The 20,371-nt window shown below is 69.9% G+C and carries 22 protein-coding genes; 7 read left to right on the top strand and 15 right to left on the bottom strand.

What is annotated here, in order from left to right:
* Nucleotides 1-7: 7 nt before the first annotated feature.
* Together ABGB01_RS00830 and ABGB01_RS00825 are read right to left on the bottom strand one after the other, a co-directional pair.
* On the bottom strand, nt 8-745 hold the full coding sequence (locus tag ABGB01_RS00830) for a methyltransferase domain-containing protein (protein WP_347769201.1): 738 nt from the start codon (nt 743-745) through the stop codon (nt 8-10).
* A gap of 288 nt (nt 746-1,033) precedes the next feature.
* Nucleotides 1,034-1,435: a hypothetical protein gene (locus ABGB01_RS00825; protein WP_347769199.1), complete on the bottom strand. Its 402-nt coding sequence runs from the start codon at nt 1,433-1,435 to the stop codon at nt 1,034-1,036.
* Between the two features lie 210 nt (nt 1,436-1,645).
* Here ABGB01_RS00825 and ABGB01_RS00820 point away from each other — a divergent pair, with 210 nt between their 5' ends.
* Nucleotides 1,646-2,161, top strand: a complete 516-nt coding sequence (locus tag ABGB01_RS00820; protein ID WP_347769197.1) for a GntR family transcriptional regulator — start codon at nt 1,646-1,648, stop codon at nt 2,159-2,161.
* A gap of 39 nt (nt 2,162-2,200) precedes the next feature.
* Here the strand turns inward: ABGB01_RS00820 and ABGB01_RS00815 are convergent, their stop codons facing one another.
* Genes ABGB01_RS00815 through ABGB01_RS00805 form a run of 3 tightly spaced genes read right to left on the bottom strand, consistent with a single transcriptional unit; the run spans nt 2,201 to nt 4,606 of the window.
* Nucleotides 2,201-2,602 carry an ASCH domain-containing protein gene (locus ABGB01_RS00815; protein ID WP_347769195.1) on the bottom strand — a complete coding sequence of 134 codons (402 nt, stop codon included), beginning with the start codon at nt 2,600-2,602 and terminating at the stop codon, nt 2,201-2,203.
* 10 nt (nt 2,603-2,612) lie between these two features.
* Nucleotides 2,613-3,635 carry a hypothetical protein gene (locus ABGB01_RS00810; protein WP_347769193.1) on the bottom strand — a complete coding sequence of 341 codons (1,023 nt, stop codon included), beginning with the start codon at nt 3,633-3,635 and terminating at the stop codon, nt 2,613-2,615.
* Between the two features lie 44 nt (nt 3,636-3,679).
* The gene (locus tag ABGB01_RS00805; protein WP_347769191.1) at nt 3,680-4,606 is read right to left on the bottom strand and encodes a DMT family transporter; all 927 of its coding nucleotides are present in this window, start codon (nt 4,604-4,606) and stop codon (nt 3,680-3,682) included.
* Between ABGB01_RS00805 and ABGB01_RS00800 the strand changes: the two genes are divergently transcribed.
* The 5 genes from ABGB01_RS00800 (at nt 4,605) to ABGB01_RS00780 (ending at nt 9,175) form a co-directional block, all read left to right on the top strand.
* Entirely contained in the window at nt 4,605-6,014 is a 1,410-nt protein-coding gene (locus ABGB01_RS00800) for a PLP-dependent aminotransferase family protein (protein WP_347769189.1), read from the top strand. The genes ABGB01_RS00805 and ABGB01_RS00800 overlap by 2 nt on opposite strands.
* 30 nt (nt 6,015-6,044) lie before the next feature.
* Nucleotides 6,045-6,560 carry a CGNR zinc finger domain-containing protein gene (locus ABGB01_RS00795; RefSeq protein ID WP_347769187.1) on the top strand — a complete coding sequence of 172 codons (516 nt, stop codon included), beginning with the start codon at nt 6,045-6,047 and terminating at the stop codon, nt 6,558-6,560.
* A 44-nt stretch (nt 6,561-6,604) separates the two neighbouring features.
* Complete coding sequence (locus tag ABGB01_RS00790; protein WP_165977211.1) at nt 6,605-7,213, top strand: GNAT family N-acetyltransferase; 609 nt, start codon at nt 6,605-6,607, stop codon at nt 7,211-7,213.
* 12 nt (nt 7,214-7,225) lie between these two features.
* On the top strand, nt 7,226-8,101 hold the full coding sequence (locus ABGB01_RS00785; RefSeq protein ID WP_347769184.1) for a 1,4-dihydroxy-2-naphthoate polyprenyltransferase: 876 nt from the start codon (nt 7,226-7,228) through the stop codon (nt 8,099-8,101).
* Between the two features lie 69 nt (nt 8,102-8,170).
* Complete coding sequence (locus tag ABGB01_RS00780; RefSeq protein WP_347769182.1) at nt 8,171-9,175, top strand: adenosine deaminase; 1,005 nt, start codon at nt 8,171-8,173, stop codon at nt 9,173-9,175.
* A 107-nt stretch (nt 9,176-9,282) separates the two neighbouring features.
* Here ABGB01_RS00780 and ABGB01_RS00775 read toward each other — a convergent pair whose 3' ends face one another.
* The 6 genes from ABGB01_RS00775 to ABGB01_RS00750 form a co-directional block, all read right to left on the bottom strand.
* Nucleotides 9,283-9,765, bottom strand: coding sequence for a GNAT family N-acetyltransferase (locus ABGB01_RS00775; RefSeq protein WP_347769180.1), 483 nt, complete (start codon nt 9,763-9,765; stop codon nt 9,283-9,285).
* Between the two features lie 410 nt (nt 9,766-10,175).
* Entirely contained in the window at nt 10,176-10,913 is a 738-nt protein-coding gene (dapB, locus tag ABGB01_RS00770) for a 4-hydroxy-tetrahydrodipicolinate reductase (protein ID WP_347769178.1), read from the bottom strand.
* A 120-nt stretch (nt 10,914-11,033) separates the two neighbouring features.
* The gene (locus tag ABGB01_RS00765) at nt 11,034-12,344 is read right to left on the bottom strand and encodes a pitrilysin family protein (protein ID WP_347769176.1); all 1,311 of its coding nucleotides are present in this window, start codon (nt 12,342-12,344) and stop codon (nt 11,034-11,036) included.
* A gap of 55 nt (nt 12,345-12,399) precedes the next feature.
* Entirely contained in the window at nt 12,400-14,733 is a 2,334-nt protein-coding gene (locus ABGB01_RS00760; protein ID WP_347769174.1) for a polyribonucleotide nucleotidyltransferase, read from the bottom strand.
* Nucleotides 14,734-15,018: 285 nt separating this feature from the next.
* Entirely contained in the window at nt 15,019-15,288 is a 270-nt protein-coding gene (gene rpsO / locus ABGB01_RS00755; protein ID WP_111180641.1) for a 30S ribosomal protein S15, read from the bottom strand.
* 193 nt (nt 15,289-15,481) lie between these two features.
* Nucleotides 15,482-16,408 (bottom strand): bifunctional riboflavin kinase/FAD synthetase, encoded by a 927-nt coding sequence (locus tag ABGB01_RS00750; protein WP_347770152.1) that lies wholly within the window; start codon nt 16,406-16,408, stop codon nt 15,482-15,484.
* 127 nt (nt 16,409-16,535) lie between these two features.
* On the opposite strand from ABGB01_RS00750, the gene ABGB01_RS00745 reads away from it, so the two are divergent.
* Nucleotides 16,536-17,555 carry an SAM-dependent methyltransferase gene (locus tag ABGB01_RS00745; protein WP_347769172.1) on the top strand — a complete coding sequence of 340 codons (1,020 nt, stop codon included), beginning with the start codon at nt 16,536-16,538 and terminating at the stop codon, nt 17,553-17,555.
* A 6-nt stretch (nt 17,556-17,561) separates the two neighbouring features.
* Here ABGB01_RS00745 and truB read toward each other — a convergent pair whose 3' ends face one another.
* From truB to ABGB01_RS00725, 4 genes are read right to left on the bottom strand one after another with little or no spacing between them, the layout of a single operon-like run.
* On the bottom strand, nt 17,562-18,434 hold the full coding sequence (gene truB, locus ABGB01_RS00740) for a tRNA pseudouridine(55) synthase TruB (RefSeq protein WP_347769170.1): 873 nt from the start codon (nt 18,432-18,434) through the stop codon (nt 17,562-17,564).
* Nucleotides 18,434-19,471 (bottom strand): bifunctional oligoribonuclease/PAP phosphatase NrnA, encoded by a 1,038-nt coding sequence (locus tag ABGB01_RS00735; RefSeq protein ID WP_347769168.1) that lies wholly within the window; start codon nt 19,469-19,471, stop codon nt 18,434-18,436. Before ABGB01_RS00735 ends, truB begins: the two co-directional genes overlap by 1 nt.
* The gene (gene rbfA / locus ABGB01_RS00730; protein ID WP_347769166.1) at nt 19,468-19,929 is read right to left on the bottom strand and encodes a 30S ribosome-binding factor RbfA; all 462 of its coding nucleotides are present in this window, start codon (nt 19,927-19,929) and stop codon (nt 19,468-19,470) included. The genes ABGB01_RS00735 and rbfA overlap by 4 nt, the downstream gene beginning before the upstream one ends.
* A 40-nt stretch (nt 19,930-19,969) precedes the next feature.
* The gene (locus ABGB01_RS00725; RefSeq protein WP_347620320.1) at nt 19,970-20,266 is read right to left on the bottom strand and encodes a DUF503 domain-containing protein; all 297 of its coding nucleotides are present in this window, start codon (nt 20,264-20,266) and stop codon (nt 19,970-19,972) included.
* Between the last annotated feature and the right edge of the window lie 105 nt (nt 20,267-20,371).

Genomic DNA, 20,371 nt, shown 5'->3' with positions numbered 1-20,371 from the left:
CAAACCGTCATCCAGCGGATCGGCCGCCGCCGGCCGGGGCCCGCGTCGCTAGATACCCTCGCAAAACCACGGTCAGATCCCCACCCCGGAAAACCTCCGCGAGTGTACGACGACACCAGTCGCTCGCCTGCTCCACGCTGTCATCCCCCCGCGCGATGGCGCTGTCCACGGCGACCTCTCCCTGGCTGTCCACGGCGACCTCTCCCAGTACGTAACGCAGATAATCGCCCAGTGTCATCGGCAGGGCGATCTCAACGTCGGCGTAGTCGAGCAGGCGCAGCCCCGCCGCGAGGAGCGGCAAGTGCTGCACGGCCAGCGGCCGCCATCCGGGCGGCGATGGAAACCGCTGCTCGAACGACTCGAACCACGCCGCCAGCGCGTCGCCTGGCGGCGAGGACCGGTTTTTCGAGAAGTCGTACACGAGGAAGACCCCGTCCGGGGTCAGGACGCGGACCACCTCGGCAAGGGCGGAGGTGAGGTCGGTGTAGTTCAGCGAACCAGCGCCGGCGACGAGGCCGAACGACGCCGCGGCGAACGGCAGCCGCTCCGCTGTGCTGATGACGAATCGAGCTGAGGGCGCGACGGATCGCCGGTGGACAAGCATCGCCGGGACCGGCTCCAGGCCGACGACACGATGGGCCAAGGGCGCGAGCGCCGCAGTGGAGACGCCGGCGCCGCATCCGACGTCCAGTGCGCGCCCGACGGGACGCTCAAGGCGAACCGACGCGAGCATCCGCTGATGCACCGGAGGCCGGTCAGAGCGCGGCGTTGCGCGGGGCGAAGCAGGACGGGCTGCATTACCTGGTGCTGGACGGCACGCAGATCCACACCGACCGGATCAACAGCGATCGGCCCCGCTTCTCCGGTAAGCATCGCGGACCCGGGATGAAGGTGCACCTCATCAGCCGGACGGGACGATCCTGTAGCCCCAGGAGCGCTGCGTGGCGGAACTCGATCTGAGCACCGCCCGTATCCAGGCATCCTGCGCCCGCCGAAGGGGGCGGGGATCAGCACCCTGGCCGGCCAATGCCCTTCAGGTAAGGTCGCTTCGCCCTGCAAGGGCAAGAACCAGCGTGTGCCCCAGAAGCAGGCCGATCGGTCGCACACCAGGCTCCGCTGGACCTGGTGCACGCGCGACCGCCCGACTCATGGGCTGAAGGATGTTCCGGAAGCCACGCTGCAGCCCCAGTAGGCCGGTCATTTTTGCAAGGCCATCCTCGTCATCGGTCGGGCGCTGCTCCGCACCGGGTTGCGGTCTTGAGTTGTCGACGCGAACCTGCTTTTTCGGCAGATCGAACAGGGAGTTCCACAGGTCATGCACTCGAGAGTTCGGTCTGGTGGTGAACTCCTCGACCTTTACGTTGACTCCCACTCTCGTGATTTTCCGGATGAAGCACAGGCCGCCCGCCATGCACAACTCGTAAACCACCGGCATGCATTCGCACGTGCAATCCCTGACCCGCACCCGCGATCGCGGGACCTCTGGGTCCCACATGATGGCTCCGCGTACGTCGGCGCCCGGCCGAACGTGCCGACCGTGCAGGTCTCCTTCTTCCCATCGCATGCCGGTCACTATAACGGCGGAGGTATCCCCTGGTCTAGGGAACGTATCCATAGACCTGCAATGCGTCTGTTTTGAGCGCTCATGTACGGCTTCGTCTATAATCCGGACGTGCTAGATCGCGAAGGGCCCGTGCCCATCTACAGGCAGGTCGCCGACCTGGTCCGCGATCAGATCGAACGCGGCGAGCTCCAAGCAGGCGATCCGGTGCCGAGCGAGGCCGCGCTCGAAAAGGAATATGACATCGCGCGGACGACCGCCCGGCGGGTGGCCCGCGAACTGCGCGAGCAGGGGCTGGCGTACACCGTGCAAGGCGAGGGCACGTTCGTCGGCCAGCCGGGTGCGCCACGATCGCCCAAGACGATGCCGCTCTATCAGAAAATCGCCGGAGAAGTCGCGCAGAACATCCAGAATGGCGATATCTCGCCGAACAGGGCCATCCCCGGCGAGAAAGTGATGATGCGACAGTACGGCGTAGCCAAAGTCACCGTACGCCAGGCGGTCGCCTATCTCAGAGAGCAGGGATGGGTCTTCACCGTCCCTTATCGGGGCACATATGTGAACAGCCCAGAGAAATGGCCCATAAATCGGGATTCTTAGTCCGTCCCCGTCCGTGAGCCCCGCCGCGTCCCGCGGCTACTACGAACGCCGGCCGAGACGGAACCACACGCAGACGATCGTCGTGGCGTCGTCCACCTCATGACCCACGCCCGCCCAGTAGCGGCGGTGCGTCTCCCGCCAGTCGTCGATCGACTGGTACCCCTCTCCCTCGGCCACCGCGAACTCCCAGGTGACAGAGGCGAACGGCGTCAGCTCCACCCGCGTGATCTCGACCTCCCCGACCCTGCCGCCGGTGTCGTCGACCAGGACCAGGCGCTCGCCGACCCGTTCCACTTCCTCGCCCTCGGCTTCGTAGTCGAGGGCGAGCACGCCCGCGGTGGCGATCTTCTTTCCCGACAGGACGAGGTCGGTGAGCAGGGTGCGCACCCTGCCGGGGGTCCCCAGTTCCAGCACCCGGAGTCCGTCCATACGCGGCCACATGGCCGCCATGTTAGAAGACCGGGATGATCTCCTCGGGATCGATGAAGTCCACCGGCACCCCTTCCAGGTCGAGCTCGGGAATGGCGGGGAAGGCGATCCCCCAGCGCTCCACGATCGCCCGGACCCTGGCCATGGCCACGCGCCAGTTCTCCGCCTGCTCCTCGTACGACAGCACGCCGAGCCCGGCCTCCCTGGCGTGGTCCATGAGGACGCGGTGGTTGGCCAGGAAGTACGGCGGAAGTTCCCAGAAGCCCTCAGGAGGCTCCCAGAGGATCATGCTGAGGAAGACGAACCCCGCCCTGAGCTGGCGCGTGATCAGCGACTTGGTGTCCTCGGTGAGCCCGGGCCACTCGTTCTCCAGGATGGTCATGCAAATCTGGAGATGTCGTGATTCGTCCCTGCCGATGCGCTGGAACATCTCGCCGAAGACCGGGTGCTGCGTCCCCGAGGCCATGCCCCTGAAGAGCGTGGAGGCGGCCATCTCGCCCATCATGAAGCTGGTGAACAACACCGGGAGCGAGTATTTGCCCACGGCCGAGTTGTAGCCGTTCCAGTAGCGGCCGCCGTTGTGGTAGAGCCAGCCGATGTTGTTGTGGGCGGCTGATTCGAGGTCGTCGGAGGGCGTCCAGTCGAGCGGTCCGCCCGGCCAGAGCCTGGCGATGGTGCGCTGGCAGCACTCCTCGTGGTTCATCTCGTCACGGGTGATCGAGAAGAAACACTTCCTGACCGGGTCCTCCTCGTGTTTCTCGAACGCCTGGATCGTGGCACGGGCGAACACCGCGGGCCCCGAGGCGTCGAAGTTCGCCAGGACCGCGAACCAGTACATGATGCCCAGGCGCTGCTCGCGGGTGAAGTCGTCCGGCCGGAGACCGTCCCAGGGCAGGTCGGCGGGGTTCCAGACCATGCGCTTGGACTTCTCGTAGATAGCGGCGAGTTTCTCGGTCTCGACGCGCCATTCCATGGGATAGATGTTGGGCTGCGGGATCTGCGGTGCAGGCCAGAAACCGCCCTCTGGGATCGTGAGGTCCGCCATGTGTGACACCTCCTCCCCCATCCTGCGTGTCGGCGTCACGTCTTTCAAGTACGGGCGCGCTGGGTGACGGCCACGCAGACCAGGACGGCCAGCGCCGCGACGACGGTGACCGGGCCGAACCGTTCGCCCATCAGGAACCACGCCCAGATCAGGGTCAGCAGGGGCTGGGTGAGCTGGGTCTGGCCCGCCCTGGCGATGCCGCCCTTGGCCAGCCCCGCGTACCAGGGGAAGAAGCCCAGGAACATCGAGACCAGCGCCACGTAGGCGAAACCGGCCACCGACTGCGGGGTCGGCGTCACGGGGGTGGTCAGGGCCAGTGCCGCCGTGATGGGGGCAGTCAAGGGCAGGGACAGGACGAGCGCGTGGGAGATGACCTGCCAGCCAGGGGTCTTTCTGGACAGCCGGCCGCCCTCCGTGTAGCCGACCGCCGCCGACAGCAGCGCGCCGACCAGGAGCAGGTCTGGCCAGGTCGGCCTGCCCTGGTGCTGGGTGAGGGTGAAGGCGGTGATGGCGGCGGCGCCGGCCGTACAGGCGGCCCAGAAGAGCGGGCGGGGGCGCTCGCCGGCCGACACGACGGCGCAGGCGGCGGTGGCGGCGGGGAGGAGGCCGGTGACCACCGCGGCGTGAGCGGTGCTCGCGCCCAGGTCCAGGGCCAGGCCGCTGAAGGCGGGGAAGCCGAAGACCACGCCCACTGAGATCAGGGCGTAGGCGCGCCACTGGTCGCGCGGCGGGAGCAGCGGGCGGCCGGTGGCCTTCAGGCAGACCAGGGCCACCACGCCTGCCACGGCGGCCCGGCCCAGGGCGATCAGCCACGGGTCGAAGCCCCGCAGCGCGAAGACGGTGGCGGGGAAGGAGCCGGAGAACGCCAGGACGCCGAGGAACGCCAGAGCGGTGCCGCGACGTCGCGGGCCTCGGTCGGAGGCGGGGACCGCTACTCCACCGCTGGCGGTAGCGCTATTCTCCACTTTCATGGACAACGATAGCAGTATCGCCAAGATCGCCGCGATACTGCGTGACGAGGCCGCCAGGCTCGGCCCCAGAGCGCGGCTGCCGTCCAGCCGGGAGATCATGCGCAGGCACAACGTCAGCCCCGTCACGGTGTCGCGGGCCATCGGGCAGCTGGCCGCCGAGGGGCGGGTGGTGACGAGACCCGGCAGCGGGGCGTTCGTGGCGCACCAGGTGCCCAGGGGCGAGGACCCGGCGGACCTCTCGTGGCAGACCGTCGCCCTGGGCGACCGGGTGGTCGACGAAGGGCCCGTCGCGGAACTGCTGGGCGTGGCCGCCGAAGGCGTCGTACCGCTCACCGGCGGCTACCTGCGTCCGGGACTGCGGCCCGACAGGCAGTTGGCGGCCGCGGCGGCGCGGGCCGTGCGGCGGCCCGGCGCCTGGGCCATGCCGCCGCTGCCCGGCCTGCCCGAACTGCGCAGGTGGTTCGCGGCGCAGGCCGGAGGCGACGTGACCGCCGCCGACGCGCTCATCGTGAGCGGCGGCCAGGCGGCGCTCACTCACGCGTTCCGCGCGCTCGCCGCACCCGGCACGCCGGTGCTGGTCGAGACGCCCACCTACCCGGGCGCGCTGGTGGCGGCCAGGGCCGCGGGGCTGCGGCCCACGGCGGTGCCCATGGACCGCGACGGCGTACGGCCCGACCTGCTGGCCGAGGCGTTCGCCGTCACCGGCGCGCGGGTCTTCCTCTGCCAGCCCACCCTGCACAACCCGACGGGCGCGACCCTGCCGGCCGGACGCCGGGCGCAGGTGCTGGACGTGGCCAGGGCGGCGGGCGCGTTCGTCATCGAGGACGACTTCGCCCGCTACCTGACCGGCCAGGCGCCCCCGTCCCTGGCGTCCATGGACCGGCACGGCACCGTCGTCCACGTGGGCTCTCTGACGAAGATCCTGTCGCCGAGCATGCGGGTGGCGGCCGTCATCGCCAGAGGGCCGGCCGCGCACCGGCTGCGGGCCGGCCAGCTCGTCGAATCGTTCTTCGTGTCACGGCCGCTGCAGGAGACGGCGCTGGAGTTCGTGGAGTCACCCGCGTGGCGGCGGCACCTCGCCGCCGTGCACGCGGAGATCGGGATCCGGCGCGACGCGCTGGCAGCGGCGCTCGCCGCGCGGATGCCGCGAGCCGAGCCGCACCTGCTGCCCGCCGGCGGGATGCACCTGTGGGTGCGGCTGCCGGCCGAGGTCGACGAGAACGCGCTGGTGGAGGCCGCCAGGCGGAACGGCGTTCTGGTGAGCCCCGGCCGGATCTACTACCCGTCCGAGCCGCCGGGGCCGCGGATCCGGGTGACCCACATGGCCGCCGCGCATCTGGCCGAGCTGCACGAAGGGGTACGCCGGCTCGCCCAGGCGCTGGACACGCTCTCCGGAGGGCGCGCATGAACGTGATCCACGCCCGTTAGAGTGGCCGGCATGCCGTGCCCTGCGGAGCTCGTACGCGACTTCGTGAACACCTACGACGTCGAGGCACAGGCGGACGAGCTGTCCTCCCCCGCCGAGCTGGCCCTGTGGCTGCGCGAGCGCGGCCTGGCCGGGCCGCGCGACCGGGCCACCGACGACGACCTCCACACCGCGACCGCCCTGCGCGAAGGCCTCAGGGCGGCGCTCAGACGCGAGGCCGCCCAACTGCCCGCGTTGCCGTTCACGATCAGGGCGAGGCAGGGCGGGCGTCCCGAGCCTGCCGCCGCCTGCGGCGGCGTGCGGGGCGGGCTGGCGACGATCGCCGTGGCGGCCGTGACCGCGTCCTGGGACCGGCTTAAGGTGTGCGCGGAGGACACCTGCCAGTGGGCGTTCATCGACGCGTCGAAGAACCGATCGCGCTCGTGGTGTTCCATGAGGGTATGCGGTAACCGCACCAAGACCCGGGCTTACCGGGCGAGGAAGAAGGGTTCGCGTCATCTCCAAGGGTCAAACACCGATACGGTGTAAGTCGTGCCTTGTGGCATGAACGGCAGTCGAAGGAGCGGGCCGAGATGGCAGACGTAGGCGTCCGGGCGGCCCGGCGCGAGGATGTGCTCCAGGTTGCGAATACGCAGATCCGCGCCTGGCGCTACGGCTATCGGGATTTCCTCCCCGAGGGCCCACTCGAGCAGATGACCGGCGCGGCTGCGGAGAAGATGTGGTTGCGCCAGTGGGACGAGGCGATCGTCGCCCCACCCACCCCCATGCACCGGGTGCTGGTGGCCGTGGAGACCATCCTCGACACCGAGGGCTTCCCCGCGCTCGGCAAGGGAGGCAGCGCCGCGCTGACCACTCCCCGCGGCGGCGAGCGCGTGGTGGGGCTGGCCTCCCATGCCCCCGCCGAAGACCCCGACCTCGACCCCAGCGTGGTGGCCGAGATGCTGACGCTGCTGGTCGATCCCGATTTCGTCCGGCGGGGCCACGGCAGCCGCCTGCTCAACGCCACCGTCGACCACCTGCGCGAAGACGGCTTCCGGCAGATCGTCACCTGGGCTTTCGCCGACAACTACGCGGTGCTCGGCTTCCTCGAATCGGCCGGCTGGGGCGAGGACACCGCCGAACGCGTTCTCGACATGGGCCGCCCGATCAGGATGGTCCGGCTCACCACCGACATCAGCTAGAGGGTCGACGACATGGCAACCTCCGGTCAGTGGATCGCGGGCGCCCGCCCGCGCACGCTTCCCAACGCCGTCGTGCCGGTCATGGTGGGCACCGGCGTGGCCATCGGCGAGGGCGGCTTCGTGTGGTGGCGGGCGGTCCTGGCACTGCTCGTGGCGCTCTCCCTGCAGATCGGCGTCAACTACGCCAACGACTACAGCGACGGCGTCCGCGGCACCGACGACCAGCGGGTCGGCCCGATGCGGCTGGTGGGCTCGCGGGCGGCCACGCCGCGGCAGGTGCTGACCGCCGCACTGGGCAGCTTCGCCGTGGCGGCGGTGCTGGGGCTCGTCCTGGTCATCGTCACGCAGGCGTGGTGGATCCTGCTGGTGGGCGCGGCGTGCATCGCGGCCGGCTGGTTCTACACGGGCGGCAAGCGCCCGTACGGCTACCGCGGCCTGGGCGAGGTCGCCGTGTTCGTGTTCTTCGGGGTGGTGCCCGTGGTCGGCACGGCCTTCGTGCAGACCGGGTCGCTCAGCTGGGCGGCGCTCGTCGCGTCGGTCCCCGTGGGGCTGCTGTCGTGCTCGATGCTCGTGGTCAACAACCTGCGCGACGTCGGCACGGACGGCCAGGCGGGCAAGCGCACGCTCGCCGTGCTGCTGGGCGCCGAGCGCACCCGCGCACTCTACGTCGCCTGCCAGGTGGTGCCGTTCCTGGTGGCGCTGGCCATGATCCCGATCACGCCGTGGGCCGCGCTCGCCCTGCTCGCCGCGCCGCTGGCGGTCTCGCCGATCAGGGCGGTGCTGGGCAAGGCGGTCGGCCCCGCGCTGATCGCGGTGCTGCAGCAGACGGGGAAACTGCAGATGGCGTACGGTCTGCTCTTCGCGGTGGGGCTGGCGTTCATCTTCTAGGGTGGCCGGGCATCTTCTAGGGTGGCCGGGCATCTTCTAGGGTGGCCGGGCGTCTTCTAGGGTGGACGGGTGAAGGACTTCATCGCCGGTCTGCCCAAATGCGAGCTCCACCTGCACATCGAGGGCACCCTCGAGCCCGAGCTCAAGTTCGAGCTGGCCAGGCGCAACGGCCTGCGGCTGCCCTACGCGAGCGTCGAGCAGATGCGGGCCGCCTACACCTTCGACAGCCTGCCGTCCTTCCTGCGGATCTACTACGAGGGCATGCGGGTGCTGCGCACCGAGCCCGACTTCTACGACCTGGCCATGGCCTACCTCCGCAAGGCCGCCGAGCAGAACGTCCGCTACGCCGAGATCTTCTTCGACCCGCAGGCCCACACCTCGCGCGGAGTGCCGTTCGACGTGGTGATCCGAGGGCTGCGGCGGGCGCTGATGGACGCGGAAGCGCGGCTCGGGGTGCGGGCGCAGCTCATCATGTGCTTCCTGCGCGACTTCCAGGCCGAATACGCGATGGCCACGCTGCTGGAGTCGTTGCCGTACAAGGAGTGGATCGCCGGCGTCGGGCTCGACTCCGACGAGAAGGGCAACCCGCCGGTCAAGTTCGCGGCGGTCTATGAGCGGGCCAGGCAGGAGGGCTATCTCCTGACGATGCACTGCGACGTCGACCAGGACGACGCGGTCGAGCACATCCGGCAGGCCGTCGAGGACATCGGCGTCAACCGGATCGACCACGGCGTCAACATCCTGGAGGACCAGCGGCTGGTGGAGGTGGTCCTGGAGCGCGGCATGGGGCTGACCTGCTGCCCGATCTCGAACGGTTACGTCACCGACTCGATGAAGGCCGAGGGCATCCGCAAGCTGATGGACCTGGGAGTGCGGGTGACGATCAACTCCGACGACCCGGCCTATTTCGGGGCCTACGTGGGGGAGAATCTGGTGGCGCTGCAGGGCGCGCTCCAGCTCACCAGAGACGAGCTGGCCCAGCTTGAGCGCCAGGCGTTCGAGGTCGCCTGGCTGCCACGGCACGTCAAGGACGCCTACCTCGCCGAGGTGGACGCCTACCTCGCGCGGGGGTGACGTGTCCAGCGTTATCACGGTCGGATAACCGCGGGCATTCGGCGGCCGACCGGATCATCGGGCGATGACCCTCGGCTTGCGGCTGACCTTCCTCGATGCCGCCTGCCTCAAAGCGGCTGGCGGCGCATCACCACCCGGGGGGTGATCTCGAGGCCGAGCTCCCGTTCGTGCTCCACCAGCGCGCGCAACTCGGGTCCCCACTCCGGCTCGGGCAGCACCGCGAAGCCGTGCCGGGTGTACCACGGCGCGTTCCACGGCACGTCGCGATAGGTCGTCAGCGTCACCGCCGGCGCACCGGAGGCCCGCGCGTGGTCGATCACCGCCTCCATCAACCGCCCGCCGATGCCCTTGCGCATGCTGCGCGGGTGTACGGCCAGCTGGTCGAGATGCACGTTGCCGTCGGCCCGGCCCAGCAGGGCGAACCCCTCGGGCGGCTCCCCCTCGACCAGGACCCTCCCGGGGTCGTCAACCTCTTCGATCATGGTCGTGCCGGGAGGGAAGACGATCCCCACCTGGGTGAAGATCCCGTCGGCCGCCAGCTCGACGTCGGCCAGCCCGGCCAGCTCCCCCGCATCCGCCCATCGCACCATCAGAGCCTCCTGAGGGGAGCGTCGCCTTCAGGCGACGGGGAATCGGGAGCGGGAGGGCCGCCAAAGCCTGCGTGCCGTGGCAGAACCTCAGGCATTGCGGCCATCTCCGGATCAGATTGAGCTTGTGCCGTCGGGCATCGGTCAGGGCTTGGCCGTCGTCTCCCGCGCAGGCGGGGCGAGAGGCCGCTCCCTTCAGGGCGCGGAGGAGTCACGACGACACGATCTCATGTCTCGGGCGGACCTCGCCTCGGGTATTAATCTTGGTGATCGTAGGCCCGGCTGTGCGGAGCCGGGACCCTCTCCTCACGACGTGCCCACGACCGCCCGGTGGTGGGCACGTCGTGTGCGCGGCCAGGGGTGACGTCAGTCGTGTGCGGCGGCCCGGGCGGTGTGCGCGGCCAGGGGCGAGGTCAGAGGTCGAGCAGCGGCTCGAGCCCCACGGTGAGGCCGGGCAGCTCGCGGACCCTGCGCACCCCGAGCAGCACGCCAGGCGTGAACGCCGACCTGCTCATCGTGTCGTGCCGGATGGTCAGGATCTCGCCGTCGCCGCCGAGCAGCACCTCCTGGTGCGCGATCAGCCCCGACAGGCGCACCGCGTGCACGTGGACGCCCTCCACGTCGGCCCCACGGGCGCCGTCGAGCGCGGTGGTCGTGGCGTCGGGCATCCGGGCCGATCCCGCCTCGGCCCGCGCCTCGGCGACCATCTCAGCCGTACGCCGGGCGGTGCCGGACGGCGCGTCGGCCTTGTTGGGATGGTGCAGCTCGACGATCTCGACGGACTCGAAATAGCGGGCCGCCCGCTGGGCGAAGTGCATCATGAGCACGGCCGCGATGCCGAAGTTGGGGGCGATCAGGCAGTTGGTGCCCGGCGATGCCGCCAGCCATCCGCGTACGGTCTCCAGCCGCCCCTCGTCGAACCCGGTCGTGCCCACCACCGGGTGGACACCGTGGCCGATGGCCCACTCGAGGTTGCCCATGACCACGTCGGGATGGGTGAAGTCGACGACCACCTCGGCGCCCGCGAGCCCTTCGATGGCGTCGTCCTGGTCGAGCGCGGCCACCAGCTCCATGTCGGTGGCGGCCTCGACTGCTTTGCACACCTCGACGCCCACGCGACCGCGGGCGCCGAGCACTCCTACCTTGATCACACCGACAACCCTATCGTCCTGCCCGGGCGTGCTCCCGACGTCCCGGCCCGCGCCGCCCGATCAGGTCATCGCGCGAGAGCCCCGGCCTGGGCACCGGGGCTTTCGCGGAGTAGCGGCAGGTCAGCTGATGGCGTCGGTGAAATCCTTGTCGCCGTACGGGCCGATCACGGCGAGCGTGAGCGGCCGGTTGAGCACGTCGGCGGCCACCTCGGAGATCTCGTCGGGCGTGACGCCCTCGATGCGCGCCAGCACCTCGTCCACGGACATCAGCTCGTCGTAGACCAGCTCGCTCTTGCCGATGCGCGACATGCGCGAGCCGGTGTCCTCCAGGCCGAGCACGAGACCGCCGCGCATCTGGCCCTTGCCGCGCATGATCTCGTCGGCGGTCAGGCCCTCGGCCACCACCCTGGACACCTCGTCGCGGCAGATCTTGAGCACGTCGTCGATCTTCGAGGGCAGGCAGCCCACGTAGATGCCGAACTGGCCGGTGTCGGCGTAGGCCGAGGTGTAGCTGTAGGCGGAGTAGGCCAGGCCGCGCTTCTCCCTGATCTCCTGGAAGAGCCGGGACGACATGCCGCCGCCCAGGGCGGCGTTGAGCACGCCGAGCGCGAATCTGCGGTCGTCGGTGCGGGCCATGCCGGTCGTGCCGAGCACCAGGTTGGCCTGCTCGGTCGGCCGGTCGAGCACCGTGACGCCCGAGCGGGTCTCGGCGCCGGGTCCGCTGGTGCGCGGCGGGGCGAACTCGGCCGGGCCGTCGAGCATGCCCGCCCGCTCGTAGGCCCTGGTGACCAGCTCGACGACCTCTTCGTGGCGTACGTTGCCCGCGACGGACACGACCGTGCGGCGGGGCCGGTAGTAGAGGCGGTAGTACTCGGCGATCCGGTCGCGTCCCAGGGTGTTGATCGACTCGACCGTGCCCAGGATGGGCCGCCCGATCGGCGAGTCACCGTAGAGTGCGGCGGCGAACTGCTCGTGCACCACGTCGGACGGGTCGTCGTCGTGCATGGCGATCTCTTCGAGAATCACCCCGCGCTCCGACTCGACGTCCTGCTCGGCCACCAGCGAACTGGTCACCACGTCGGCGAGCACGTCGACCGCGATCGGCAGATCCTCGTCGAGGACGCGCGCGTAGTAGCAGGTGTACTCCTTGGCGGTGAAGGCGTTGATCTCACCGCCGATGCCCTCGATGGAGGCGGAGATCTCCATGGCGTCACGCGTGGGGGTGCCCTTGAACAGCAGGTGTTCGAGGAAATGGGTGGCGCCCATGTGTTCGAGGGCCTCGTCACGCGAGCCGATGCCGACCCACATGCCGACCGCGACGCTGCGCACGGTCGGCATGGTCTCGGTCACCACGCGCAGCCCACCCGGCAGAACGGTGCGCCTCACCACCCCGGCACCGTCTGTGCCGGGGTGCAACGTGGTCGTGCTCACGGAGACTCCTTCGTGAGCACGCCGCCGTTGACGATGGTTGCCTGGCTGAGCTCGCTCACGAGTTGCGGTCGTCCCCCTCGTTGCGGCTGCTGCGCACGCGGGTGCGGGTGCGGCGGGGCCGCTCGGGCCGGTCGTCGGCGGCCGGCGCGGGCTGCTCGGGAGCGGCGTCGCCGCCCTCGGCGTTCCCGGAAGCGCCCTTCGCCTCCTTCTCGGCGGCCTCCCGCTCGATGACCTCGACCGGCACCAGGGAGAGCTTGCCCCGGCCGTCGATCTCGGCGATCTCCACCTGGATCTTCTCGCCGACGCTCATCACGTCTTCGACGTTCTCGATGCGCTTGCCGCCGTGCAGCTTGCGGATCTGGGAGACGTGCAGCAGGCCGTCCTTGCCGGGCATCAGCGAGATGAACGCGCCGAAGGCCGCGATCTTGACGACCGTGCCCAGGTAACGCTCGCCGACTTCCGGCATGTGCGGGTTGGCGATGGCGTTGATCGCCGAACGGGCCGCCTCGGCGGACGGGCCGTCGGTGGCGCCGATGTAGATGGTGCCGTCGTCCTCGATGGTGATCTCGGCGCCCGTGTCGTCCTGGATCTGGTTGATCATCTTGCCCTTCGGGCCGATGACCTCGCCGATCTTGTCGACCGGGACCTTGATGGTGATGATGCGCGGCGCGGTCGGGTTCATCTCCGCCGGAGAGTCGATCGCCTCCTGCATCACGTCGAGGATCGCCAGGCGGGCGCCCTTGGCCTGCTTGAGCGCGCCGGCCAGCACCGAGGCGGGGATGCCGTCGAGCTTGGTGTCGAGCTGGAGCGCGGTGATGACGTCCTTGGTGCCGGCGACCTTGAAGTCCATGTCGCCCATGGCGTCTTCCGCGCCGAGGATGTCGGTCAGCGTGACGTAGGTGTCACCCTCGCCGATCAGTCCCATCGCGATGCCCGCGACCATCTCTTTGAGCGGCACGCCGGCGTCGAGCAGCGCCATCGTGGAGGCGCAGACCGAGCCCATCGAGGTGGAGCCGTTGGAGCCGAGCGCCTCGGAAACCTGGCGGATGGCGTACGGGAACTCCTCGCGCGTGGGCAGCACGGGGATCAGCGCCCGCTCGGCGAGCGCGCCGTGGCCGATCTCGCGGCGCTTGGGCGAGCCCACCCGGCCGGTCTCGCCGGTGGAGTAGGGGGGGAAGTTGTAGTTGTGCATGTAGCGCTTGGTCCGCTCGGGGTTGAGCGTGTCGATGACCTGCTCCATGCGCAGCATGTTGAGCGTGGTGATGCCCAGGATCTGGGTCTCGCCGCGCTCGAACAGCGCCGAGCCGTGCACCCGGGGCACCACGTGCACCTCGGCCGACAGGGCGCGGATGTCCTTGGTGCCGCGGCCGTCGATGCGGACGCCTTCCTTGATGACCCGCTCGCGCATGAGCTTCTTCATCGCCGAGCGGAACGCGGCGGAGATCTCCTTCTCGCGCCCCTCGAACTCGGGCAGGAGCTTCTCGGCGGCCAGCGCCTTGACCTTGTCGAGCTCGTTCTCGCGCTCCTGCTTGCCGGCGATGGTCAGCGCGGCGGCCAGCTCGGGCTTCACCGCGGCCTCGACCGCGTCATAGACGTCGTCCTGGTAGTCGAGGAAGACCGGGTATTCGGCCGTCTCCTTGGCCGCGACCCGCGCGATGCGCGCCTGCGCCTCGCACAGCACCTTGATGAAGGGCTTGGCGGCGTCGAGGCCCTGGGCGACGGTCTCCTCGGTCGGCGCGACGGCACCGTCGGCGACCAGCTTGAGCGTGTCCTTCGTGGACTCCGCCTCGACCATCATGATCGCTACATCGCCGTCGGCGAGCACGCGGCCGGCCACGACCATGTCGAACGTGGCCCGCTCCAGCTCGTGGTGGGTCGGGAACGCCACCCACTGACCGTCGATCAGCGCGACGCGCACGCCGCCGATCGGGCCGGAGAACGGCAGGCCGGCGAGCTGGGTGGACAGCGACGCGGCGTTGATCGCCACCACGTCGTAGAGGTGGTCGGGATTGAGCGCCATCACGGTGGCGACGACCTGGATCTCGTTGCGCAGCCCCTTGACGAAGGACGGGCGCAGCGGCCGGTCGATCAGGCGGCAGGTGAGGATGGCGTCCTCGGAAGGACGGCCCTCACGGCGGAAGAACGAGCCGGGGATGCGGCCCGCGGCGTACATGCGCTCTTCGACGTCGACCGTGAGCGGGAAGAAGTCGAGGTTCTCCTTGGGCGACTTGGACGCGGTGGTGGCCGAGAGCACCATCGTGTCGTTGTCGAGGTAGGCGACGGCGGAACCCGCCGCCTGGCGTGCGATGCGACCGGTCTCGAACCGGATCGTGCGCGTGCCGAACGAACCGTTGTCTATGACGGCTTCAGCTGTGTGGACACCCTCCACGGGGGACCTCCTTGTGGTCGGTCTCCCGCGCCCTTTTCTCACCGGCACCCTCGTTAGGTGCAGCGCCGGTCTTCGATCGAAGCGCCCGGTCTTTCCTACCGGAAGCCACTACCGAGGACCGGCCCGCAGGCGTCGCGGGTCGCATGGTGCTAAGCGGACGCGGGGGCTGTGTGTCTCGGATCTTCAGTTGTACGCCGGGCGCGGGAGGCGTGTGACGCCACGCGCCCGGACATATGGCTGCGGCCATATGCGAAGGGAGCGGCGCGGACGCCGCTCCCTTTCATGCTATCGGCGCAGGCCGAGCCGCTCGATGAGCGAACGGTAGCGCTGGATGTCGACCTTCTGCAGGTATTTCAGCAGGCGGCGCCGGCGGCCGACGAGCAGCAGCAGGCCACGACGGCTGTGGTGGTCGTGCTTGTGCGTCTTCAGGTGCTCGGTGAGCTCGCTGATGCGCTTGCTCAGCAGGGCGATCTGAACCTCGGGCGACCCGGTGTCGCCTTCGACCGTCGCATATTCACTGATGATGGACTTCTTGGCAGCGGTGTCGAGGGACACGGCTCTCCTTTGAGCTACGGGCACGCACGATTGATGTGAGTGTGCGAACGACCGTGCGTGCCTACAGTCGCCGCGTGAAGGCCTTCATGGGCAGCGCGCAGCACCGCCGCTACAGAGCCGACATGCAAGGCTACCACCTTGTGCAGGGTCGTCGGGACACGCGGCGCAGGACACGCGGAGGCCGGGGAAGCGGTCAGCCGGTGATCCTCCGGGTTGCCTCGACGTCGGCGTGGATCTGAGCGACCAGCGTTTCGATCGACTCGAAGCGGGTGTTGCCACGCAGCCGCGCCGCGAACTCGACCGCGACGTGCGCGCCGTACAGCTCCAGGTCGTCGCGGTCGAGCGCGTACGCCTCGACGGTGCGCGGCACGCCCTCGAACGTCGGATTGGTGCCGACCGAGATCGCCGCCGGCCACCGCTCACCCTTGTAGAGGGCGGGCAGGTTGGCGACGGGCACGCACTCCAGCCAGCCGGCGTAGACTCCGTCGGCCGGGATCGCGGTGTGCGGGGGCGTCTCCACGTTGGCGGTCGGGAACCCGAGTTGCCGCCCCCGCTGGTAGCCGCGCACGACCACGCCCTCCACGCGGTGCGGCCGCCCGAGCCGCTCTCTCGCGCCCTCGACGTCGCCGGCCACGAGCAGTTCGCGGATGGCGGTCGAGGAGACGCCGTCGAGCATGGGCACGACCTCCACCTCGAAATCGTACTTGTCGCCCAACGTCCGCAATGTCTGGACGTCCCCGCTGGCTTCGTGCCCGAACACGAAGTCCTCCCCCACGATCACGACCGCGGCCCGCAGCCGCTCGGCCGCCACGCTCTGGACGAAGTCGTCGGGGCTGGTCCGCTGCAGCTCGAGGGTGAACTCCACCACGTCGACCTCGTCGATCCCCAGCCCGGCCAGCAGCTCACCCCTGCGCCGCAGGCTGGTGAGCCGGGGCGGGTGCGACCCCGGTCGCACGACCTCCTCGGGATGCGGCTCGAAGGTGACGGCGACGCTCCGCAGCCCTCGCTCGCGGGCGATGGCCACCGCACGCTCGATCACCCGCCGGTGCCCGCGGTGCACCCCGTCGAACACGCCGATGGTGACGACAAGCCTTCCCGAACCCTGCACGCCAGGCCCCATTCGCTCGTCACGGATCAACCGCACCCAAGCCTGCCATGCGTGTCGCGGTCTCCCGCAACCCAGGGGGTTGGTAACAGCGCCGGCTCGTCCCGGCGCCCTTCTCCGCCAGCGGATAGTATCGGGCCTCGTGCCTCGTTACGCGCTTCTGATCCTGCCTGCCTTCAACCGGGTCTACGCCGAAAGCTCCGTCCGGCTGACCCGCAACGAGCTGGCCGTCTTCAGCGCGCGCGGCCTCGGCGGGCAGGTGTCGGCCGGCGACGAGACCGTCATCGGCGGTGTCCCCTACGTGACGTTCGAGACCGCGGAGCCGCTGGCGGAGCCGCACCTCTCGCTGCTGTCTAACCTCTCCTCCGGCTACGCCCTGTTCGGCGTGGAGGGCGAGCTGCTCAGGCCGCTGACCGTGCGCCCGCTCGACCGGCTCAGCAGCGACCTGATCACCATCCAGAAATACGCCGGCAAGACCAACGAACACTTCACCAAACTGCTGCTCAACGTCACCGCGCTGGCCACGGGCAGAGGGCTGGGCGAGCGGCTGGCGGTGTTCGACCCGATGTGCGGCCGCGGCACGACCCTCAACCAGGCCCTCATGTACGGCTACGACGCCTACGGCCTCGACGTCGACGGTAAGGACTTCGAGGCCTACGCCGGTTTCATCAAGACCTGGCTGCGCAACAAGCGGCTCAAGCACACCGCGGAGACCGTGCTGGTGCGCCGCGAGCGGGCGCTGGCCGGGCGGCGGCTCAACATCACGTTCGGCCTGTCGAAAGAGGCGTTCAAGGCCGGCGACGTGCAGCGCCTGACCGTGGTCAACGCCGACACGCTCAAGAGCCGCGAGTTCTTCAAGCCGCGCTCGTTCGACGTCGTGGCGACCGACGCCCCCTACGGTGTCCAGCACGGCAGCAAGGGCGGCGGCGGGTTGTCGCGCAGCCCCATGGAGCTGCTGAGCAGGGCCGTGCCCGGCTGGGCCGAGTTGCTGCGCCCCGGCGGCGCGATGGGCATCGCCTGGAACACCTACGGTGGCAAGCGCGCCGAACTGGCCAAGGTCCTCGCCGGCGCCGGCCTGGACGTGATGGACTACCCCGACTTCGAGCACTGGGTCGACCAGGCGATCGTGCGTGACATCATCGTCGCCCGCAAACCCGGCTGACCGCGCTCATCCCGCGAAGACGGCGATCGGCTTGGCGAGCGCGCCCCGCTCCTCCACGAGCGCGAGCAGCTCACCGTCCGGCCCGAACACGCCGATCGGGCCCGCACCGAGCCCCGCGGCGGGCAGCCGGCCGCCGTGGCCGATCACGCGTGCCTCCTCCGCGGTGACGTCTCTGCGCGGGAAGGCCGCCGCGACCGCCGCGCCGATCGGCAGGATCACGCACTCCTCGGCGAGCTGCTCGACCGTCCTGGCCAGCGACAGGTCGTAGGGGCCCACCCGGGTGCGCCGCAGCCGCGTCAGGTGGCCTCCGACGCCGAGCTCCGCCCCGAGGTCGCGGGCCAGCGCGCGGATGTAGGTGCCGCTGGAGCAGGTCACGACCGCGTCGACGTCCACGACCTCGTCGCCGGCCCTGATGTCCAGCACCTCGAACGCGCTCACCGTCACCGGCCTGGCCTGCAGCTCGACCGTCTCGCCCGCGCGCGCCTTCTTGTAGGCCCGCTGCCCGTCGACCTTGATCGCGCTGACCTGCGGCGGGATCTGCATGATCGCGCCCGTCAGCGCCGCGACGCCCTTGTGGATCTCGGCCGCGGTCACGCCGGAGGCCGGGACCGCGGCGGTGACCTCGCCCTCGGCGTCGTCGGTGTTGGTGCTCACGCCGAGCCTCATCGTGGCTTCGTAGACCTTCTCCGTCAGCGCCAGATGGCCGAGCAGCCTGGTCGCCTTCTCCACGCCGACCACCAGCACGCCCGTCGCCATCGGGTCGAGCGTGCCCGCGTGCCCCACGCGGCGGGTGCCCGCGACGCGCCGCATCTTGGCCACCACGTCGTGGGAGGTCCAGCCGCCCGCCTTGTCGACGATGATCAGACCGCTCTGGGCCATCAGGCCTTCCTCAGCTCTCGCCGGAACTTCACCATCGTGTCCTGCACGCTGTCCTGGGAGGTGTAGCCGGCCGCGTTGTGGTGACCGCCGCCGCCCAGCGCCGCGCACACGGCGGCCACGTCTACGTTGCCCTTGGAGCGGGTGGACACCTGCCAGTAGCCCTGGTCGTCCTCCTTGAGCACCACCGCGACCTCGGCCTCGTCGGTGCGCCGCAGGATGTCGATGACGCCTTCGAGCTCGGAGTAGGGCAGCCCGTACGCGGCCCGATCGACCTGTGACACGTACGTCCACACGAGCCCGTCTTCCAATGTCACCCGCTCCAGCGCCCCTGCCAGCACCTTGAGATAGCCGAAGGGGGAACGGTCCCACAGCTCACGGGCGATCTCGTCGGTGCGCAGCCCGGTGGCGACCAGCCTGGCCGCCATGTGGTGCACGGCGGGCGTGGTCGTGGAGTAGCGGAACGAGCCGGTGTCGGTCACCAGACCCGCGTACAGGCAGGTGGCGATGTCGCGGTCGAGCTGCCCGCCGAGCCGGTAGATCAGCTCCTCGGCCAGCATGGCCGTGGCCGCGGCCGTGGAGTCGATGAGGCTGAGCGTGCCGAACTCGCCCTCGTTGGAGGGGTGGTGGTCGACCACGATGACCTCACGGGCCCTGGCGGTGCTGGCGCCCAGGAGCCCCAGCCGCTGGAACGTCGACGAGTCGAACGTGATCATCAGGTCGGGGGATTCGGGGAACTCCTCCGGCGGCACCAGCATCTCCTGCCCCGGCATGAACCGCAGCAGCCGCGGCACCACGAAATGGTGGTCGCCGAACGACGTCACCACCCGCTTGCCCATCGAACGCAGCGTGAACGCCACGGCCAGCATCGAGCCGAGCGCGTCGCCGTCGGGCGTCACGTGGCAGGCCATCGCCACCTCGTCGGCCTGCCGGATCAGGTGCAGCGCCCGGCTCCACGCGGCCTCGGGGACCGCGCACTCGTCCGCCGGCCGCCCGTTGACCCGGGGAGGCTCCGCCCTGTCGCGTACGTCGGGCGTCACGCCAGGTCGTCCCTGCCAACAGCACCCCCGTCTTGGCCCTCTTCGGGCTTGCGGTAGGGGTCGGCCTCGCCCGCGTAGGTGGCGCTCTGGGCCTGCCGCGCCACCTCGGCGTCGCGCGCCCTGGCGGCGTTGATCAGATCGTCGAGCTGGCGCGCGCTGTCAGGCAGCGGGTCGTGCTTGAACGTCAGCGTGGGGGTGAAGCGAACGCCGGTCTGGCGTCCCACTTCGGAGCGGATGATGCCCCTGGCGCTCTCGAGGGCCGCGGCGCTGTCGGCCCGCTCGGCCTCCGAGCCGAACACCGTGTAGAACACGGTCGCCTCACGCAGGTCAGCGGTGATGCGCGTGTCGGTCACGGTGACGAAGCCCAGGCGCGGATCTTTGATCCGGCGCTCCAGCATCTCGGCGACGATCTGCTGGATGCGGTCGGCGAGCTTGCGCGCTCGTGCGGCATCCACCATGGTTCGCTCCCCCTCACGCACGACCTGGCCGTGCAGTCGTTCAATCTTCGTCGGTGTAGAGCCGGTGCCGGGCCGACAGCAGCTCGATCTCAGGGCGGAAGGCCACCAACCGCTCGCAGGCGTCCAGCACTTCGTTGCAGTTTCCCGCTGAGGCGGAGACCACCGCGATGCCGATTTCCGCCCTGCGGTGCAGGTCGAGATGGCCGGTCTCAGCCACCGCCACGCCGGGATAACGGCGCTGGACCTCGGCGATCAACGGGCGTACGGCGGAGCGCTTCTGCTTCAGCGATCGCACGTCGCCGAGCAGGATGTCCAGGGTCAAGGCACCCACATACATCGTTGGCAACCACCGCTTGTCCTGGTGGGGTGGACGCACGCCCGGCCTGCTGCGGTGGGGACCAGGCCAAGGCGTGCGAGAGGCGCCCGGCGGATGTCCCGCCGG

It is taken from the genome of Nonomuraea sp. B5E05, from assembly GCF_039880665.1.
Classification (GTDB): domain Bacteria; phylum Actinomycetota; class Actinomycetes; order Streptosporangiales; family Streptosporangiaceae; genus Nonomuraea.
The sequence above is the reverse complement of the archived record's forward strand: the minus strand, read 5'-3'. Positions and strand labels throughout refer to the sequence as shown.

Excerpts from the sequence above, each read along its gene's own strand:
- ABGB01_RS00825 (WP_347769199.1), bottom strand. The coding sequence starts at position 1,435 with ATGCCGGTGGTTTACGAGTTGTGCATGGCGGGCGGCCTGTGCTTCATC.
- ABGB01_RS00810 (WP_347769193.1), bottom strand. The coding sequence starts at position 3,635 with ATGGCGGACCTCACGATCCCAGAGGGCGGTTTCTGGCCTGCACCGCAG.
- ABGB01_RS00790 (WP_165977211.1), top strand. The coding sequence starts at position 6,605 with ATGGCAGACGTAGGCGTCCGGGCGGCCCGGCGCGAGGATGTGCTCCAG.
- ABGB01_RS00795 (WP_347769187.1), top strand. The coding sequence starts at position 6,045 with ATGCCGTGCCCTGCGGAGCTCGTACGCGACTTCGTGAACACCTACGAC.
- ABGB01_RS00725 (WP_347620320.1), bottom strand. The coding sequence starts at position 20,266 with ATGTATGTGGGTGCCTTGACCCTGGACATCCTGCTCGGCGACGTGCGA.
- ABGB01_RS00775 (WP_347769180.1), bottom strand. The coding sequence starts at position 9,765 with ATGGTGCGATGGGCGGATGCGGGGGAGCTGGCCGGGCTGGCCGACGTC.
- rbfA (WP_347769166.1), bottom strand. The coding sequence starts at position 19,929 with ATGGTGGATGCCGCACGAGCGCGCAAGCTCGCCGACCGCATCCAGCAG.
- ABGB01_RS00820 (WP_347769197.1), top strand. The coding sequence starts at position 1,646 with ATGTACGGCTTCGTCTATAATCCGGACGTGCTAGATCGCGAAGGGCCC.
- ABGB01_RS00785 (WP_347769184.1), top strand. The coding sequence starts at position 7,226 with ATGGCAACCTCCGGTCAGTGGATCGCGGGCGCCCGCCCGCGCACGCTT.
- truB (WP_347769170.1), bottom strand. The coding sequence starts at position 18,434 with ATGGCCCAGAGCGGTCTGATCATCGTCGACAAGGCGGGCGGCTGGACC.
- ABGB01_RS00800 (WP_347769189.1), top strand. The coding sequence starts at position 4,605 with ATGGACAACGATAGCAGTATCGCCAAGATCGCCGCGATACTGCGTGAC.
- ABGB01_RS00815 (WP_347769195.1), bottom strand. The coding sequence starts at position 2,602 with ATGTGGCCGCGTATGGACGGACTCCGGGTGCTGGAACTGGGGACCCCC.
- ABGB01_RS00805 (WP_347769191.1), bottom strand. The coding sequence starts at position 4,606 with ATGAAAGTGGAGAATAGCGCTACCGCCAGCGGTGGAGTAGCGGTCCCC.
- ABGB01_RS00750 (WP_347770152.1), bottom strand. The coding sequence starts at position 16,408 with ATGGGGCCTGGCGTGCAGGGTTCGGGAAGGCTTGTCGTCACCATCGGC.